This is a genomic window from Bosea sp. 124 (assembly GCF_003046175.1).
In the GTDB taxonomy this organism is placed as follows: Bacteria; Pseudomonadota; Alphaproteobacteria; order Rhizobiales; family Beijerinckiaceae; genus Allobosea.
On the sequence record NZ_PZZM01000001.1, the window covers coordinates 1,087,513 to 1,104,406 of the forward strand.

13 protein-coding genes are annotated in these 16,894 nt (G+C 63.2%); 9 read left to right on the forward strand and 4 right to left on the reverse strand.

Features of this window, described 5'->3' with window-relative positions; all coding sequences use genetic code 11:
- Positions 1 to 80: 80 nt before the first annotated feature.
- Positions 81 to 2,729 carry a response regulator gene (locus C8D03_RS05215; protein WP_108045310.1) on the reverse strand — a complete coding sequence of 883 codons (2,649 nt, stop codon included), beginning with the start codon at positions 2,727 to 2,729 and terminating at the stop codon, positions 81 to 83.
- A gap of 216 nt (positions 2,730 to 2,945) precedes the next feature.
- Between C8D03_RS05215 and C8D03_RS05220 the strand changes: the two genes are divergently transcribed.
- The 6 genes from C8D03_RS05220 to C8D03_RS05245 all read left to right on the forward strand — a co-directional run bounded on the left by C8D03_RS05220 (position 2,946) and on the right by C8D03_RS05245 (position 8,502).
- Positions 2,946 to 4,376, forward strand: a complete 1,431-nt coding sequence (locus C8D03_RS05220; protein WP_181300689.1) for a sensor histidine kinase — start codon at positions 2,946 to 2,948, stop codon at positions 4,374 to 4,376.
- Positions 4,377 to 4,444: 68 nt separating this feature from the next.
- Positions 4,445 to 5,215, forward strand: coding sequence for a cysteine hydrolase family protein (locus C8D03_RS05225; RefSeq protein WP_108045312.1), 771 nt, complete (start codon positions 4,445 to 4,447; stop codon positions 5,213 to 5,215).
- Positions 5,212 to 5,796 (forward strand): DNA-3-methyladenine glycosylase, encoded by a 585-nt coding sequence (locus C8D03_RS05230; RefSeq protein ID WP_108045313.1) that lies wholly within the window; start codon positions 5,212 to 5,214, stop codon positions 5,794 to 5,796. The genes C8D03_RS05225 and C8D03_RS05230 overlap by 4 nt, the downstream gene beginning before the upstream one ends.
- Before the next feature lie 112 nt (positions 5,797 to 5,908).
- Positions 5,909 to 7,189, forward strand: coding sequence for a cardiolipin synthase (gene cls, locus C8D03_RS05235; protein WP_108045314.1), 1,281 nt, complete (start codon positions 5,909 to 5,911; stop codon positions 7,187 to 7,189).
- Between the two features lie 193 nt (positions 7,190 to 7,382).
- Positions 7,383 to 7,628 (forward strand): hypothetical protein, encoded by a 246-nt coding sequence (locus C8D03_RS05240; RefSeq protein WP_108045315.1) that lies wholly within the window; start codon positions 7,383 to 7,385, stop codon positions 7,626 to 7,628.
- 214 nt (positions 7,629 to 7,842) lie between these two features.
- On the forward strand, positions 7,843 to 8,502 hold the full coding sequence (locus C8D03_RS05245) for a DUF6766 family protein (protein ID WP_108051229.1): 660 nt from the start codon (positions 7,843 to 7,845) through the stop codon (positions 8,500 to 8,502).
- 99 nt (positions 8,503 to 8,601) lie between these two features.
- On the opposite strand, the gene C8D03_RS05250 is transcribed toward C8D03_RS05245, so the two are convergent.
- The 3 genes from C8D03_RS05250 to C8D03_RS05260 are packed head-to-tail and all read right to left on the reverse strand — an operon-like array spanning position 8,602 to position 12,405.
- Positions 8,602 to 10,851, reverse strand: a complete 2,250-nt coding sequence (locus C8D03_RS05250) for a xanthine dehydrogenase family protein molybdopterin-binding subunit (protein WP_108045316.1) — start codon at positions 10,849 to 10,851, stop codon at positions 8,602 to 8,604.
- Between the two features lie 13 nt (positions 10,852 to 10,864).
- Positions 10,865 to 11,890 carry an FAD binding domain-containing protein gene (locus C8D03_RS05255; RefSeq protein ID WP_108045317.1) on the reverse strand — a complete coding sequence of 342 codons (1,026 nt, stop codon included), beginning with the start codon at positions 11,888 to 11,890 and terminating at the stop codon, positions 10,865 to 10,867.
- A complete protein-coding gene (locus C8D03_RS05260) occupies positions 11,887 to 12,405 on the reverse strand; it encodes a (2Fe-2S)-binding protein (protein ID WP_248308355.1) in 519 nt (172 codons plus the stop codon). The genes C8D03_RS05255 and C8D03_RS05260 overlap by 4 nt, the downstream gene beginning before the upstream one ends.
- Positions 12,406 to 12,742: 337 nt before the next feature.
- Here C8D03_RS05260 and C8D03_RS05265 point away from each other — a divergent pair, with 337 nt between their 5' ends.
- From C8D03_RS05265 to C8D03_RS05270, 3 genes are all read left to right on the forward strand, one after another.
- Positions 12,743 to 13,705, forward strand: coding sequence for a catalase family protein (locus C8D03_RS05265; RefSeq protein WP_248308356.1), 963 nt, complete (start codon positions 12,743 to 12,745; stop codon positions 13,703 to 13,705).
- A gap of 335 nt (positions 13,706 to 14,040) precedes the next feature.
- A complete protein-coding gene (locus C8D03_RS26035; RefSeq protein WP_146170093.1) occupies positions 14,041 to 14,289 on the forward strand; it encodes a hypothetical protein in 249 nt (82 codons plus the stop codon).
- A gap of 471 nt (positions 14,290 to 14,760) precedes the next feature.
- Positions 14,761 to 16,857 (forward strand): catalase, encoded by a 2,097-nt coding sequence (locus tag C8D03_RS05270; protein WP_108045319.1) that lies wholly within the window; start codon positions 14,761 to 14,763, stop codon positions 16,855 to 16,857.
- Positions 16,858 to 16,894: the final 37 nt, after the last annotated feature.

Sequence of the window (16,894 nt, forward strand, 5' to 3'; positions counted from 1 at the left end):
AACGTCGAACCTTCTTGAAGCCGCAGCCTCAGCAAACTCCTGGTCGAAGCTTGCATACGACGCTGGGCTCATTTGCGGGCTCATGCAAGAACCCGCGCCAAATCCCCTGCGCCATAAGGCTTGGGCAGAAGCCTGGTGCGGCTGTCCATTTCGACCTCCAGAACCTCGTGCCGCCCCGTTGCGAAGACGACGGGAAGTTGAGGATGCAGTTCGCGAACCCGCCTCGCCAGTTCCATGCCGTCCATGTCCGGGAGACCGATGTCGGTGACCAGTCGGTCAATCGCCCGCGTCCTGGCGATCCCCAGCGCCTCGTCGGCCGTCGCTGCCTCCACGACGACGAATCCCAGCGACTCGATCAGTGAAGCGGTGTCCATTCTGATCAGGGCATCGTCTTCCACCAGCAACACCGTTTCCGATGCGCGCCGATCGTCAACCTCGGGCGAGGTCGCTTCGGGCAGGACGTGCCGGATTCTGCGCGCCAGGGCTTCCCGCGTGTACGGCTTCGACAACAAGTTGACGCCGTCGTCCAACCTGCCGCCGTGGACAATCGAGTTCTCGGTATAGCCTGAGGTGAACAGGACCGTGAGTTTGGGCAGGCGTAGCTTCGCCTGTCTCGCAAGGTCCGCGCTCTTCAGGGGACCCGGCATGACAACGTCGGTGAACAGCAGGTCGATCGCGACCCCGCTTTCGACAATGCTCAGCGCGCCTTGGGCATCGGAGGCCTTGAGCACGTTGTATCCCAATTCGGTCAGGAGCCCGATGACGGTTTCGCGGACGGCGTCGTCGTCCTCGACGACGAGCACGGTCTCGTTCCCGCCGACGATCGGGCGGGCATCATCGGGCGCACTGTTTTCCTCTGCGCTCATCGAGCGAGGGAGGTAGATCTTGATCGTCGTGCCCAAACCGACTTCGCTGTAGATCTTCACATGACCGCCCGACTGCTTGACGAAGCCATAGACCATCGACAGACCGAGTCCTGTTCCCTTGCCCATCGGCTTCGTCGAGAAGAACGGCTCGAAAACCTTCGACATGATCTCCGGTGTCATGCCCGAGCCCGTGTCGGTCACGCTGACGACGACATATTGACCGGCTGTCACATCCGCATGGCGAGCAACATAGGCGTCATCGAGGAAGGCGTTCCCCGCCTCGATCGTCAAGCGACCCGATCCCCCCATGGCATCGCGCGCGTTGATCGCCAGATTGAGAATGCAGTTTTCGACATTCGTCGGATCGGCGAACGTGTTCCAGAGGCCTCCGGCGATGACGGTCTCGACTTCGATGGCCTCTCCGATCGAGCGACGCAGCAGGTCATCCATGCCGCGGATGAGCCGGCCGACATTGATCGGCTTGGGTGCGAGCGCTTGACGGCGGCCGAACGCCAACAACTGACTGGCGAGTTGCGAGCCGCGCGCGACGCCTGACATCGCATTGGCAAGCCGTCCCCGCCCCTTCTCGCTGAGGTCCATCTCACGACCGAGCAATTCGAGGTTGCCGCTGACGACCTGCAGGAGGTTGTTGAAGTCATGGGCGACGCCGCCCGTGAGGTTGCCGACGGCCTCCATCTTCTGTGACTGAGCCAACATGGATTCGACGCGCAGTCGCTCCTCGCCCTCCTGCTTGAGACGTTCGTTGGCGCGTTCCAGCTCAGCTGTGCGCGCCTGGATCCTGCCCTCGAGCTCCGCGCTGTTGGCACTGAGCTTGGACGACGCCTCGGACATCGCGTCCCTCAAGGCGACGAACTCGCGCAGCCGCGTCGGCGCGGCGATGGGGGACGAGAATTGCCCGAGTCTCGAACTCGCCGCCGTCAACGCCTTGAGCGGGGTTTCGATCAGGCGCCACAGCAGGAGGGCGAGGGCTGAGGCGACCAGAAGCGCCATCGCGCCGCCTGCCACGAGCGCTTGGAGGGCCTCGCGCAGTGGACGCTCTATGACGCTTTGCCGGATGTTGGCGGCGATCAGCCAGTCTGACAGCTCAGAGCGGGCATATCCGACGAGAACGTCCTCGCCGAGCGCGCTCTGGCCGACGAAGGTGCCCTCCCTGCCGACGGCCTTCTTCAGGAAGGCCGGCACGCCAGGGCGGCCGGTGAACGCCTCGTGCTGTTCGGATCGGGTGACGTAGACGCCGGCCCGGTCACCCACCGCGACGAACCAGCCTGGGGGTGTGACCGTGCGGATGACGTCGTAGAACAGTTTGGTCTCGGCGCTGACATGCAGCAGATAGCGCGGCACGCCGCCAATCGAGACCGGAACCACGACCGCAACCAGGGGCGCATTGGCGATAGCCCCAGTGAAGACATCCGCAACATAGGGCTTCTGCGACGAGATGATCTGCCGATCGACTCCCATCGGGGTCAGAGGCAGTGGCCTGCCGAAGACCTGACGCGTATTGACGAGTTGCTGGCCGTCGAGGTCACGCAGGCCGATATCGGCGCCGATGAACGTCTTCACAGCCAGTGCCTGACGATAGAACGCTTCGAGGTTGCCGCTCCGGAGATTCTCCGAGGTGCCCAGCGTCTGGAGGGTCGCCTGCCACCCGCGAATGTGTTGGTCCACCACGGATGCAGCCGTGCTCGCGACCTCCCTGGCCTCTTGCTGGAAGCGGCTACGTTCGGCCTGCGCGAAGCGCGATATGAGTACGCTTGCGAAGATGGTGCCGGGCAGGACGATCACGGCGAAGAACGCGATGATAACGACCCTTGTCGGGAGGCCGGTTGCGACGGACCGCAGCATCAAATCTCGTTCCTGGCAGCGAATTTGGGGCCGCAGTTCACATGGTTTGGTCACGCGACACAAGGCAACGGATCAGGGGGCGCCTCTTGTGCGTGCCTGAGCCGACTTTAGATCGGAAACCGGCACTTCTCACTACACCAGCGACGGCTTGACGATAACGAATGAGGCCGATTGAGTGCGACCTGATGATCGTTCTGCAAGCTTGGAGTGTTCTGCGTGAAGCATGCCGTCGTCTCCAACCAAGGCGAAGGATCGGGACCTGTCGTCCAGGCCCTGCGGGACAGCGAGGCACGCTACAGAGCTGCTTTACAGGCTGGTGGCTTGGGGAGTTGGGAAACTGATTTTGGAGCAGGCTGCAGGCGTTGGAGCGATGAAGGCCTGGCTCTCTTTGGACTGACACTGCCCGGTAATATCGGTCAGGTGGGTGTCGATGCCGATGAATGGCTCGCGGCGATCCACCCTGACGATCGCGCGGCCGCGCTACGATTGCGACGCCAGGCCGAAACGCTCGATTCATTTCCGGCCGAGTACCGCATCATTCGGCCCGATGGCCGAATCGTTTGGCTGTCGGGCCGGGGGCAGGTCGCCGAGCGGGACGGCAAGGGGCGGCCCGTGCGGCTCGTCAGCATCATGGCCGATATCTCGGAACGGCGCCGTGCAGAAGCGGCCACGCGCGCGAGCGAAGCGCGCTTTAGGAGCATCTTCGAAAACGTGGCCGTCGGCATGGCCTACACCGACACGACCGGCGGCTGGATCGAAGTGAACGAACGCCTGTGCAGCATCCTCGGCTATCCCCGCGCTGCCTTGATGGCAACGCCGCTCGACCGACTGACAGCTCCCGAGGACCGCGGGCGAGACCTTGATGAGATGGGCCGAGTGCTATCGGGCGAAGCGGAGCACAGCGCCTTCGAGGCCCGTTACCTCAAGGCCGATGGTTCCGAAATCTGGGTCGGCCGGACGATCTCGCTCGTCCGTGACACGGCCGGAGTGCCGCAGCATTTCATCTCGGTCTTCAGGGATGTCTCTGAGCGCAAGACGGCACAGGAGCACCAGCGCTTCCTGCTCTCGGAGCTGGCTCATCGGTCCAAGAACCTTCTGGGGGTGATCCAGGCTCTGGCGAGCCAGACGATCCGTTCGGTCGACAGCTTGTCGGGCTTCAGCGAGCGCTTCATGAACCGGCTTCAAGGCTTGGCAAAGACCCAGGACATCCTGGTCAATCAGGCCTGGGTGCAGGGAGACCTCACCCAGCTTGCGGCGGGCCAGTTGGATCTTTTCAACGCCTTCGGCGATGGCCGCATCGAAATCGACGGCCCGCCCGTGTCGCTGCCCGCCGACGCGGCGCAGGCGGTCGGGCTGGCCCTCCACGAACTCGCGACCAACGCGATCAAGTACGGAGCGTTGTCAGGCCCCACGGGTGCCGTGACGTTGCGTTGGCGGATTGTGGTCGAAGATGGCTCATCACTGCGCCTGTCATGGAGCGAGCGCGGCGGTCCTCCCGTTACACCCCCTAGCAGGACCGGGTTTGGCAGCGTCGTGGTTCAGCGGATGGTGTCGTCTGCTGTTTCGGGACGAGTGACGATGGACTTCTCTCCCGAAGGACTGCTTTGGGTGCTCGACATCCCACCAGAGAATTTCCAAGCGCGCTGAGACCCGTTTCAGTCTCAGAGAAGCTCGCGGCTAGCGCGCTCTAAGGCGGCAGGCAGGCGCCTGTCATCATGCCTGCAATCGCCCTAACCAAGGAACGAACGCTTCCCACACCCGTTGCCGGTCTGACCGCGATCGGATCCTGCCAGCCCGCGTGGATCCCTGGTGTCATTTGGCGAGGCTCGCAAGATTCGTTGCGGTCGCACAAGCCGGCTGCACACCTGGAGGCTGCTCCTTTGGGCTCTGGCCTGAGAGAAGACCTAGATCATCACGCGCTGCATGTCTGCGTGGACATGCAAAAGCTCTTCGCGCCCGGATCGCCTTGGCACGTTCCCTGGACGATGGACGTTTTGCCGGCCGTGACGGACATCGCCCGTCGGCATCCGGCCCGCACGCTTTTCACGCGCTTCATCCCGGCGCGGAAGGCGGGAGGCGGCCCCGGCGTGTGGCGCAAATATTACGAGAAGTGGTCCCAGGTCACACTGGAGCGGGAAGGCGCTGCACTGGTCGAGCTGCATCCCGCACTGTCTGAGTTGGTCCCTCCAGCCCGGGTGCTGGATAAGCACGTTTATTCGCCCTGGACGGAAGGCGGGATGGATCAGCTCCTGGGCGGTACCGGAATCGACACGCTGATCGTCACCGGAGGCGAGACCGACGTTTGCGTGTTGGCAACGGTGCTGGGAGGCATCGACCGAGGCTATCGTGTCATTGTCGTGAGCGACGCCTTGTGCAGCTCCGCCGATCGGCAGCACCATGCGCTCCTGACGCTTTATCGCGAGCGCTTCAGCGAGCAGGTGGAGGTCACGACCGTCGCGGAAGTGATCGAGCGGTGGCGACCATGAGGCCAGATCATCTCAGAGCGCTGGGACTGACGCCGCAATCCCCCGCTGTCGTATTCGATACCGATGCACCCGCTCTCGCCTTAGGGCTGATCGGAGCATCGCTTTTCGTCGATGGGGTGGGCGGCATGATCGTCGAGACGGAAGCGTATATGCGCGATGATCCCGCCTCGCACAGCTTCCGGGGTCCAACGATCCGCAATGCTGCGATGTTCGGCCCACCAGGTCATGCCTACGTCTATCGCTCATACGGTCTGCACTGGTGTCTCAACATCGTCGCGGCCGATGGGGGCGCGGTCCTGCTGAGAGCGCTAGCTCCGCTGGAGGGGCTCGATGTGATGGCCCTCAGGCGCGGTAAGGGACTGCTCTGCGCTGGCCCGGGACGTCTCGCGCAGGCACTGGGCATCGACATGAGCCACAATGGCCTCGACATGAGGCGCTCCCCCTTCTGCTGGGGAGATCGGAGCGAACTCCCGGATTTCGTCCAGGGGACGCGGATCGGGATCAGCAAGGCGCGCGACCGGCCCTGGCGGTTTGGCTTGCGGCGTTCGCCTCATCTCAGTCGGCCCTTCCCCACATCTTAGGGTCTTCGGCCCGGCGGCTTCCTTCGGCACCTCGCCAGCCCACGCTCGGCATGCACGGGGAACCTTGCCAAGGCGGGGGTGTTCTCATCGCAAGTCGCTGGCGGGGGCCATCATGAAAATCGCGAGGCATCCGCTTGTCATAGCCATCCTGTCAGCGGCGGCTGGCGTTGCCGCTTGGCTGATCGTCGCCAACTTGATGCCGGAGCGGCGGGATCTGCAGCAGCCGCTGCCGCACCATCTGGCTTCCTCCGACGAGCAGTTCAGAATCTCGATGGGAGCCCTGTTCGGCTCCCATGCCATCCCGGGTAACAAGGTCGAGACGCTGACAAACGGGAACCAGATCTTCCCATCGATGCTGCAGGCGATCCGCGGTGCCAGCAACACGATCACGTTCGAGACCTACATCTACTGGCGTGGCGCGATCGCTGATCAGTTCGCGGACGTCCTATCGCAAAAGGCGCGCGAAGGCGTCAGCGTAAAGGTCTTGCTCGACTGGGTGGGAAGCATCCCGATGGAGGAGACGTTGATCGAGCGCATGCGATCGGCGGGCGTGGAGGTGGTGAGATTTAGACCCGTGAAATGGAGCACGGTCGATCGGGTCAACAACCGCACACATCGGAAGCTCCTGATCGTCGATGGTCGCATCGGCTTCACCGGTGGCGTCGGAATCGGCGACGAATGGAATGGCGATGCCAGGACGGCTGCCGAGTGGCGCGACAATCACTATCGGCTCGAAGGCCCTGCCGTCTCCGAACTCCAGGCCGCCTTCGCCGAGCACTGGATCGAGGCCACCGGCGAACTGCTGATGGGAGACCGGTTCTTCCCGGCGATCGAACCCGAGGGCGAACAGGATGCCCAGATCGTCGTCAGTTCGACCCATCAGCGCAACGTGATGCACCTCATGCTGATGACAGCCCTCGCCGCCGCGGAGAAAAACATTCGCATTGCCACACCGTACTTCGTTCCCGATTCCATCACCCGGCGGCAACTGCTGGATGCACGAAAACGAGGCGTCGATATCGAGATCATTGTGCCCGGCCAGAAAACCGATGCACGCCTCGTTCAGAAGGCGTCGCGGCACTTCTGGGGAGAATTGCTCGAAGCTGGCATCAGGATCCATGAATTCGATCCGACGATGTATCACTGCAAACTCGTCGTCGTGGATGAGGTCTGGACCTCGGTGGGATCCACGAACATTGACGAGCGCGCCCTGCGATTGAACGACGAAGCCAATATCAATTTCTATCAACCGCGGTTCGCGCGTGAGCAGATCAAGATCTTCCAGGCCGACTTGAAACGGTCGACCCGCTACACGATCGACAAGTGGCAGCAGCGCTCCATGGGGGAGCGACTGTCAGATTGGATGGCGAGCCTACTGCGTTCTCAGATCTAGCCGCGGGGCTGCTGGTCGCTTTCCCAAAGCGCTTCGCGTTGGGCCGGCCCGACACGCTGATAGGGTGACATCCAACTGAGGTACCCAGAGCGAGAGCGCAACCGTGCATCCCGTGGGGTGGAACCGCGTCGCCGCGCCTATCGTTGCTCTCGCGGCGCAGATCTCATCGATTGCGCATGCAAGGAGTGTTTCGATGCAGATTACCAGCAGAGCAGAATACGACGCGGCGACGACCCGCGCCAACGCCATCAGTGATGCGACTGAAGGGACCCCGCAGGCCGAGGAGCTTGCCAGGCTCGTCGGGGCCATCCGAGCTTGGGATGAGGCACATGAGGCTGAGCACGCCAACGGTCCTGAAGAGGTCACGGGGTTGACGCGTCCCGACGACCTTTCGATCTCAGGATTGCCGGGCAATCTTGGGAAGCTCAAGAAGGATTGAGCGACACACACTCTGCAGTTCACTGCCCGTACACTTTCGCCACGCGCGCAAGCGCATTCTCACAATGGCATCGGTCGTTGATGAATCGGCCGGATGCCGGATGGATCTCATGCAGCGTGTGGTGGAGATAGCCTCCTCCGGAGCTGTCGCCCCCGTTGGAATCGGCGGAACCGTGTTGATCGCTGCGGGTTCACGCTGCCGGAGGGTGGCGGCTATGTTCAATCAAGGCTGTAGAGCAATCGCACGGGAAAACGGTCTGACGATCGTCCTTGCTTTGATGTTTCTCGTAAGTTTGATCGGTATGGCTGGAACAGGTGTAAGCGCGTTCAACGAATTGCGCATTGCTCATGGAATGGAGGGGTTGTCCCTGGGCGGTTACCTCACCAGTGGCGCCTTCGTGTCAGCCCTCTTCGAGAATTGGGAGAGCGAGTTCCTCCAGATGGCGTCCTATGTGATGCTGACTGCGGTGCTGGTTCAGCGCGGCTCGGCGGAGTCCAAAGACCCCGACGAAAAAGCGGAGGAAAGCGCACCCGCCCCCCGCAGTCCATGGCCAGCAAAGCGAGGTGGATGGTTGGGGTGGCTGTACGGGCGGTCCTTGGGCCTGTCTTTGCTTGCTCTCTTCATCATCTCGTTTTGCTTGCACTGGTGGGGGAGCCTGCACGCCGCGAACGCGGACGCGGTCCTTCATGGCAAACCCACGACATCTGGCTTCGATTACCTGATCGGCGCACAGTTCTGGTTCGAGTCCTTCCAAAACTGGCAGTCCGAGTTCCTCTCTACGGCGGTGCTCGTCGTCCTGTCGATCTTCCTGCGTCAGAAGGGCTCGCCCGAGTCCAAGCCGGTCAATGCCCCCCACCGGCAAACCGGAGCGTGAGGCGCTGACAATGAGCGGGATCGAGACAGGGTTGGCCCCAAGCGAGCCCGAAACTCGATTTCACGGCAGGCACTCCGAGGATCAAACCAGAGTGGGCGGTTAACGCGCAACGATTTTGTCGATCGTGATCGGCAGGCTTCGGATGCGTTTGCCGGTGGCGTGATGCACCGCGTTGGCAATGGCGGCGGCTGTCCCGACGATACCGATCTCGCCGAGGCCTTTGACGCCGATCGGGCTCGCCTTGTCGTCATGCTCTTCGACGAAGTTCACCTCGACCTCGTGGACATCGGCATTGGCGGGGACGTGATACTCGGCCAGGGAGTGGTTCATGATCCGGCCGAGCGCATGGTCGGTCAGCGTTTCTTCGTGGAGCGCCATGCCCATCCCCCAAACGACGCCGCCGATGATCTGGCTGCGAGCCGTCTTGGGGTTGAGGATGCGGCCGGCCGCGACAGCGTTGACGATCCGGGTCACGCGCAACACGCCCAGATCCTGGTCAATGCGCACCTCCGCGAACACCGCGGCATGGGTGTAGGTCGAGTGGCTCTTCGGCAACATCATACCTATCAGGCCGGGCCCGGCCGATTCCTCGGCTTCGACCTGAGTGTTTCCGCCCGAAGCGATGGCATCAGCCAGCGAAACTGACCTGTTGGCATCGACGCGCATGACGATCCGACCGTCCGTGAATGCGACATCGTCGATCCCGACGTCGGCAAGGGGCGAGCCGTCGATTTTGCTCGCCTGTTTGAGCAGGTTTGCCCTTAGGGTCTGACAGGCCGCCATCACCGCACTGCCTGCGGACGCCGCTGTCCAGGATCCGCCCTGGACGGGCGAGGCCGGCAACGATGAATCCCCCAGCGCGACAGTAACGTCCTCCATCGCAAGTCCGAGCGCATCGGCGGCGATCTGAGTTAGGATGGTGTAGGTTCCGGTGCCGATATCAGACGTGGCGCAGGAGATTTCGAGCTTGCCCTCAGCGCTAAGCACCGCCCGCGCCGACGTCTTCATCATGTTGGCCTCCCAGACGCCGCTGGCCATGCCCCAGCCGATCAGTTCGCGGCCGTCGCGCATCGAGCGCGGTTCCGGGTTGCGCTTGGTCCAACCGAAGCGCTCGGCGCCCTGCCGGTAGCAGGCCCGCAGTTCCTTCGAGCTGAAGGGAACGTCATCGTTTTCGTCGCGTTCGGCATAATTGAGCAGCCGAAGTTCCACCGGATCGACTCCGGTCGCGACGGCGAGCTCGTCCATCGCGCTTTCCAGCGCGAACATGCCGAGCGGCGCGCCTGGCGCGCGCATGTCGCCGGGCGAATAGATGTCGAGCTTTGCAAGCTCATAGCGGAGATCGACATTGGGCGCGGGGTAGAGCAACCCCGACCAGTTGACGACGACCTCCTGATGATCCTCGAACCGCGATGTCGCAGCGACGGCCTGATGCTGGATCGAGTGCAGCCTGCCGTCCTCTCCTGCCCCCAGCGAGAGCACGTTGATCGTCTCGGGACGGTGCACGTGGGAGAACATTTGCTGGCGCGTCATCTCCAGCCGGACCGAACGTTCGAGCGCGAGCGAGGCCATCACTGCCAGGAAGAGCTGATGTTGCGGGCGAAGGCCCGCGCCGAAGCCGCCGCCAACAAAGGGGGCCACGACTCTGACATCGTCACTCGAGAGGCCGAAGACGCTTGCGACATAGGCCTGGCTGTTCTGCACGCCTTGCGTCTTGTCGTGCACGGTGATCCTTCCGTCGCCGTCCCAGATTACGGTCGTGGCGTGCGGCTCCATCGGATTGTGGTGCTCGGTCGCGATCGTGTATTCGCCCCCGACGCGCACGGGCGCTTCGCCGAACGCCTTGATCGCGTCGCCACGTGGCTTGGGCGGGGGGGCGATGCCGCTGCGCTTCTTGGGCGGCTCGTAGCTGTCGCGACGGGCCCGGCTAAGATCGGTCTCGTGCGGCTGCTCGTCATAGGTCACGCGCAGCAACGAAGCCGCATGGCGCGCGACGTCGAAGCTCTCCGCCACGACCAAGGCGATCGGCTGGCCGCTAAACTGCACCTCGTCGCTGTAGAGTGGCCGGAATGGCGAACCGGGCGGCCCGACCATGTCCTGGTATTTGTAGGAGAACCAAGCCGTCTTCGGCCTGTTCTCGTGGGTGAAGATTTTGATGACGCCCGGCACCGACTCGGCGCTTGCCGTATCGATGCCGGTGATCCGGCCGCGCGCGATGCCGCTGTCGACGATGTAAGCGTGCGCGAGATCGGCGGCCGTGAACTCGGCGGCATAGGTTGCCTTGCCGGTGACCTTGGCGGGACCATCAACGCGGCTGCGGGGCGAGCCGATATGGGTGTCGTTCTTCAACATGGTCTCAAGCCTTTCAGGCGATACGCTTGTCGGTCTGCGATTGCGGCGTTCCGGCTGCCGCCTGCGTCAGGGCGCGAATGATGGCAGGCCGTGCCAGATCGATCTTGAAGGCGTTGTGCTCGTAGCCTTGCGCGCCGGCGAGGAGGAGGTCGGCTGCACCGGCGAACACCGTCTCGTCCGCGGCCTTTCCGGCAAGCGACGCTTCGACGTCGTCGCGGCGCCAGGGCTTGTGCGCGACGCCGCCGAGGGCGATCCGCGCCGACTTGATCACGGCGTCCTCCACCTCGAGCGCAGCGGCGACCGAAACAAGAGCAAAGGCATAGGACAGCCGATCGCGCAGCTTCAGATAGCTGTAGTGGCCGGCATAGTTGCAGCTGGCCCGCGGCAGCACGACCGCCACGACGATCTCCCCAGGCTGCAGAGTATTGTCCCGCTGCGGCTCGTCACCCGGAAGCCGATGATACTGTGCGAAGGGTATGACGCGCTCGCTTCCGGGCCCCGCGACGTGCACCTCGGCCTGAAGTGCCGCCAGCGCGACGCACATGTCGGAGGGGTGCGTGGCGATGCAGTGCTCGCTGGCGCCCAGAATGGCATGGATGCGGTTGAGACCGCCGATCGCGGAGCAGCCTGATCCCGGCTCGCGCTTGTTGCAGGGCGTTGCCACATCGGTGAAGTAATAGCAGCGGGTACGCTGGTTCAGGTTGCCACCCGTCGTCGCGGCATTGCGTAGCTGCGGCGTCGCACCCGCTAGAATCGCGCTCGCAAGGAGGGGAAACCGGTCATTGACGCGCTGATCGGAGGCGACGGTCGTGTTGAGCACGAGTGCGCCGATGCGCAAGGATCCGTCGGTTGTCTCGCTGATGCCTTTCAGCGCGTCGATGCGCGTGACGTCGACCAGTGTCGCGGGGGCCTCGACGTTGTACTTCATCAGGTCGACGAGATTGGTGCCGCCTGCAATGACGCGCGCAGTAGGCTCAGCGCAGAGCGCCTTGACGGCGTCGTCCACGGTGCTGGCCCGGTAGTAGGAAAAGCGGTTCATTCCGCGGCCTCCTTCATCAACTGGCCGCGCTGCACGAGCACGTCTTCGATCGCATCGACGATGTTGGGGTAGGCGCCGCAACGGCAGATGTTACCGCTCATATGCTCGCGGATCTCCTCGCGAGTCGTCGCGTGCCCTTCCTCGATCAGCGCCACGCCGGAGCAGATCTGGCCCGGCGTGCAATAGCCGCACTGGAAGGCGTCGCGTTCGATGAAGGCGGCTTGGAGCGGATGCAGCGCGCCGCCCTGCGACAGCCCCTCGATGGTGGTGATCGCCTTGCCGTCCTGCATCACCGCAAGCTGCAGGCAGCTGTTGATCCGCTGCCCGTCAATGATCACCGTACAGGCGCCGCACTGGCCGTGGTCGCAACCCTTCTTCGTGCCGGTGAGGAGAAGATCGTGGCGCAGGAGGTCCAGCAGGGTCGTGGCCGGCGACACCTCCAGCGTCCGCTTATCACCGTTCAAGGTGATCTCGATTGGCACGGTCTGCGTCCCGACAATGGCATGAACGGGCAAGGGCGTCTCTCCTGCGATCTGCGGCGAAATTGGCGCGATCAGGAGGCGGCAAGTGCCAACGGATCCGCGGCCGGATGCCCTCACAACAGGGTCAGTCCCCGCATGTTCCGCAGGTTCGGATTGGAACAGTTCCGCAGTGGTTGTGTTGGCCAGAGGGGCGAGCTGAAGACGCCCGCGATGGAGATCAGACGTGACCCGCCTCAACCCTTCGATCGCACCAATCCGGTACCATCCTGGTGTCGAGCAGCCCGAAGCCGATGAGGCCGCCACGGCAGATGCCCTCGTCGCCACGCTTCGCTCGATCAGCGAAACGACGTTTAAAGATGGTGGCCCTCCGTTGCGCAGCGTCCATGCCAAGAGCCATGCCCTGCTTAAGGGCGAGATCGAGGTCATGGCCGGTCTGCATCCGGTGCTCGCTCAGGGTCTGTTCGCCCAACCCGCGATCTATCCCGCGGTGATGAGGGTCTCGACGATCCCCGGCGACGTGCTCGATGACAATGTCTCTGTTCCGCGCGGACTCGCCCTCAAGATCATCGGCGTGCCGGGCGAACGGCTCGACGGATCCGAGAACGATGCCACGCAGGATTTCGTGATGGGCAACGGGCCGGTCTTCGCGGCACCGACCGGCAAGGCATTCTTGAAGAGCCTGAAGCTTGTCGCCGCGACAACCGACAGGGCCGAAGGAGCCAAGAAGGTGCTGTCCTCTGTCCTCCAGCGCGTCGAGAAAATGGCTGAGGCCTTCGGAGGCCGCAGCGCAACGTTGATCGCGATGGGTGGCCACCCGGAAACCAACCCGCTCGGCGAGACGTATTTCACGCAAGCGCCCCTGCTCTATGGCGACTACATCGCCAAGTTCGGACTATTCCCGGTCTCGCCGGAGCTGATCGCGTTGGCCAATGCCAAGGTTGATCTCGCGGGCAAGCCGGACGGACTCCGAGAGGCGGCGGTTGATTTCTTCCATGCCCATGGCGGTGTCTGGGAATTGCGCGCGCAGCTTTGCACTGACCTCAAGACGATGCCGGTCGAGGATGCGACGGTCCAATGGCCCGAGGATAAAAGCCCCTATGTCGCCGTGGCGCGCGTGAACGTGAAGCCTCAGGAAGCGTGGAGCGAGGCGAAATCGCAGGCGTTCGACGACGGCTTGACGTTCAGCCCATGGCATGGCCTCAAGGCCCATCGGCCGCTCGGCTCGATCATGCGGCTTCGCAAGCCTGCCTATACGATGTCGGCCCGCTTCCGCTTCGAGCGAAACGGCTGCCCGATGCGCGAACCCAACGGAGACAGGGACATCGCGGGATGAATATGCCGTTGGATCGCAGATCCACGCGGTGATGCGCGCTGGCACGTCGAAGCTGGCCCGCCGGCAGTAGCGTGCCTTAGTCCCAACGACGACTGCGCGGTCGCCGGAACTCCCGAGACCGAGGCTCTTGGCGAACTGAGCGCCGCCCGCATTCGGGTCGATGTGGTCAAGGTAGCGTACGCGAGCGTGGGCCCGTCTGGTGGAACGACGGCGCGCCCGCGCGAATCGTCACATGGCTAAAACCCGCCCTACGCAGAATGCGCGGCGGTCTTGAATAAGAGCAGGAGCGAGACATAAATCGATGCGAACTAGTGCCGAGCCGCAAGGAGGGCGGCATGCGAAAGCAGACGGTTGCATTGACGACCCGTGTAGGGGCCGAAGGGCCGTACCGAGTTGATCTGCCGCTCGATCCAGGTTCCCTTAACGAGCGCTTGTTCGACATTGGCCTGTGGCTTGTTGAACGCAGCATTCCCCACCAGGCCCGCGTCTTGATGGAGCCGGAGCACGAACGCGTCCGGGTCAGCTTCCTTGATCCGGACGATGCGAAAGATTTCCGCGCACGTTTTGGGACCCGTCTCAACTAAAGATGCCACGCTGCGCGGATCGGATTGCATCGGCGCCGTTGGATTACAGCTCGTTGGCTCTGCTGCTTGGCGTGGAGTTTGACATGGCCAAGCGCATGATGCCCGCCGGTGTCGGCGGGGATGTCGCGAAGAGCGCCGTCGTCACGCGGCGCCCAAGCCGCCGGCAGGTGAGCTACCCGTCGCTCCTATGCCCGACCCGATCGAGCCTTGTCGGGTGCTCACGGCAGCCAAGCCGCCAAAAGCGACGACTGGGCGTTGGAGATCAAGCGGAGCGAGTAACGACTTACCGTCCAGATCGAACGCGGCAAAATCCGCATCGTTGTGTGGCCTGAAAGCTATGATCGGTGGCTGTCGGCGAAGTGTGCTCCGATCTCCCCTCGGAACTCGAAATCCGTGCTCTCCTGCCGGAACTTAGAGCCGTTCCATTTCGTTCGCCTAGCAGCCTCAGCACCCGAACGAAGGACAAGATTCATGGCCCGTTCCCCGCGCAACGACACGACCCCTACGAGAGCCATCTCCGGCAATGGGGGCGAACTGCACCAGACGGCATCGGCGCCGGAGGCCCGCATCACGACCAATCACGGCGTCCCCGTTAGCGACAACCAGAATTCACTGAAGGCAGGCGGTCGCGGGCCGACACTGCTCGAGGACTTCGTGCTGCGCGAGAAGATCCAGCATTTCGATCATGAGCGCATCCCCGAGCGCATCGTCCATGCGCGTGGCTCGGCGGCCCACGGTTTTTTCGAGTTGACGGAGTCGCTCAGCGAATTCACCCGCGCCCGGGTGTTGACCGAGGTCGGCGTTAAGACCGAGGTCTTCACCCGCTTCTCGACTGTCGCCGGCGGTGCGGGCTCGGTCGACACGCCCCGCGACGTGCGGGGCTTCGCGGTCAAGTTCTACACCAATGAAGGCAACTGGGATCTCGTCGGCAACAACATCCCGGTCTTCTTCATCCAGGACGCGATCAAGTTTCCCGACCTGATCCATGCCGTGAAGATGGAGGCCGATCGCGGCTATCCGCAGGCAGCCAGCGCCCACGACACCTTCTGGGATTTCATCGGCCTGATGCCTGAATCCACGCATATGATCATGTGGGCGATGTCCGATCGCACCATCCCGCGCTCGCTGCGGATGATCGAGGGTTTTGGCGTTAACACCTTCCGTCTGCTCAACGACAAGGACGAGCCGACCTTCGTCAAGTTTCATTGGCGTCCCAAGCTCGGCACGCAATCAACCTGTTGGGACGAGGCGGTGAAGATCGCCGGCGCCGACCCGGACTATCATCGCCGCGATCTGCACGAAGCCATAGCCAAGGGCGATTTCCCGGAATGGGAATTCGGCGTGCAGCTGTTGAGCCAGGCCGACGCCGACGCGCTGCCCTTCGACATCCTGGATGCGACCAAGGTGATCCCCGAGGAGCTTGTGCCGATCCGCATCATCGGGCGGATGGTGCTGAACCGCAACCCGGACAACTTCTTCGCCGAGACAGAGCAGGCCGCCTTCTTGCCGACCAACATGCCGCCGGGCATCGATGTCTCGGAAGACCCTCTGCTGCAAGGGCGCCTGTTCTCCTATCAGGACACGCAGCTCTCGCGCCTGGGAACCGTGAACTTCCACCAGATTCCGATCAACAGGGCCAAGGGCTGCCCCTTCCAGAATCTACAGCGCGACGGTCACATGCAGACGCAGGTCTTCACGGGCCGGGCGAACTATGAGCCCAACAGCTTGTCCGAGGCAGGGGAGAAAGGTGGCCCCCGCGAGGATCCCGTCGGTGGATTCCGTACGGCGGCGGTACCAGTCGAGAACCACAAGGTTCGTCTGCGCGCGGAAAGTTTTGCGGATCATTACAGCCACGCGCGCCTATTCTTCCGCTCTCAGAGCGAGATTGAGCAGGCCCATATGGCAAGCGCGTTCGTCTTCGAGCTGTCCAAGGTCGCGCTCGATCATGTCCGTAACCGCGTGATGTCCAACCTCGTCAATGTCGACGAAATGCTGGCGCAGCGCGTGGCCGCCGGCCTTGGCATGGCATTGCCGAAAGCGTCCAAACCCGCTGTGGCACCAGCCGACATGGAACCGTCACCCGCGCTCCGGATCGTCGGTAAGTATCCCGAGACGCTGAAGGGTAGATCGGTCGGCATCCTCGTCTCGGACGGTTCGGACGGGACTATGGTCGCAGCCGTCAGATCGGCAGTCGAAGGTGAGGGCGGAACGGTCAAGATCGTCGCGCCCAAGATCGGTGGCGTGAAGCTCAAGGACGGCAAGATGCTGAAGGTCGACGGACAGCTTGCTGGTTCGCCCTCGGTGATCTTCGACGCGGTCGCGATCATCCTCTCCGAGGCCGGCTGCCATACGCTAATGAAGGAAGGTGCAGCAATCGATTTCGCCAAGGATGCTTTCGGTCACCTCAAGGCGATCGGCCACAGCTCTGAAGCCAAGCCATTGCTCGACAAGGCCGGCGTCCAGGCGGACGAAGGCATCGTCGCGCTCGGCAAATCGGTCGAGGCATTTCTGGCTCCTGCACGCACGCGGCAGTGGGTTCGCGAGCCCAATGTCCGCATGCTGGCCTGACCATGCCGTTGCGCGAGGTAAAACGCCGCTTCTCAGT

Bases quoted from the DNA above. Each gene is read 5' to 3' on its own strand.
- C8D03_RS05215 (WP_108045310.1), bottom strand. From the start codon at position 2,729: ATGCTGCGGTCCGTCGCAACCGGCCTCCCGACAAGGGTCGTTATCATC.
- C8D03_RS05225 (WP_108045312.1), top strand. From the start codon at position 4,445: ATGCCTGCAATCGCCCTAACCAAGGAACGAACGCTTCCCACACCCGTT.
- C8D03_RS05230 (WP_108045313.1), top strand. From the start codon at position 5,212: ATGAGGCCAGATCATCTCAGAGCGCTGGGACTGACGCCGCAATCCCCC.
- cls (WP_108045314.1), top strand. From the start codon at position 5,909: ATGAAAATCGCGAGGCATCCGCTTGTCATAGCCATCCTGTCAGCGGCG.
- C8D03_RS05240 (WP_108045315.1), top strand. From the start codon at position 7,383: ATGCAGATTACCAGCAGAGCAGAATACGACGCGGCGACGACCCGCGCC.
- C8D03_RS05245 (WP_108051229.1), top strand. From the start codon at position 7,843: ATGTTCAATCAAGGCTGTAGAGCAATCGCACGGGAAAACGGTCTGACG.
- C8D03_RS05250 (WP_108045316.1), bottom strand. From the start codon at position 10,851: ATGTTGAAGAACGACACCCATATCGGCTCGCCCCGCAGCCGCGTTGAT.
- C8D03_RS05255 (WP_108045317.1), bottom strand. From the start codon at position 11,890: ATGAACCGCTTTTCCTACTACCGGGCCAGCACCGTGGACGACGCCGTC.
- C8D03_RS26035 (WP_146170093.1), top strand. From the start codon at position 14,041: ATGCGAAAGCAGACGGTTGCATTGACGACCCGTGTAGGGGCCGAAGGG.
- C8D03_RS05270 (WP_108045319.1), top strand. From the start codon at position 14,761: ATGGCCCGTTCCCCGCGCAACGACACGACCCCTACGAGAGCCATCTCC.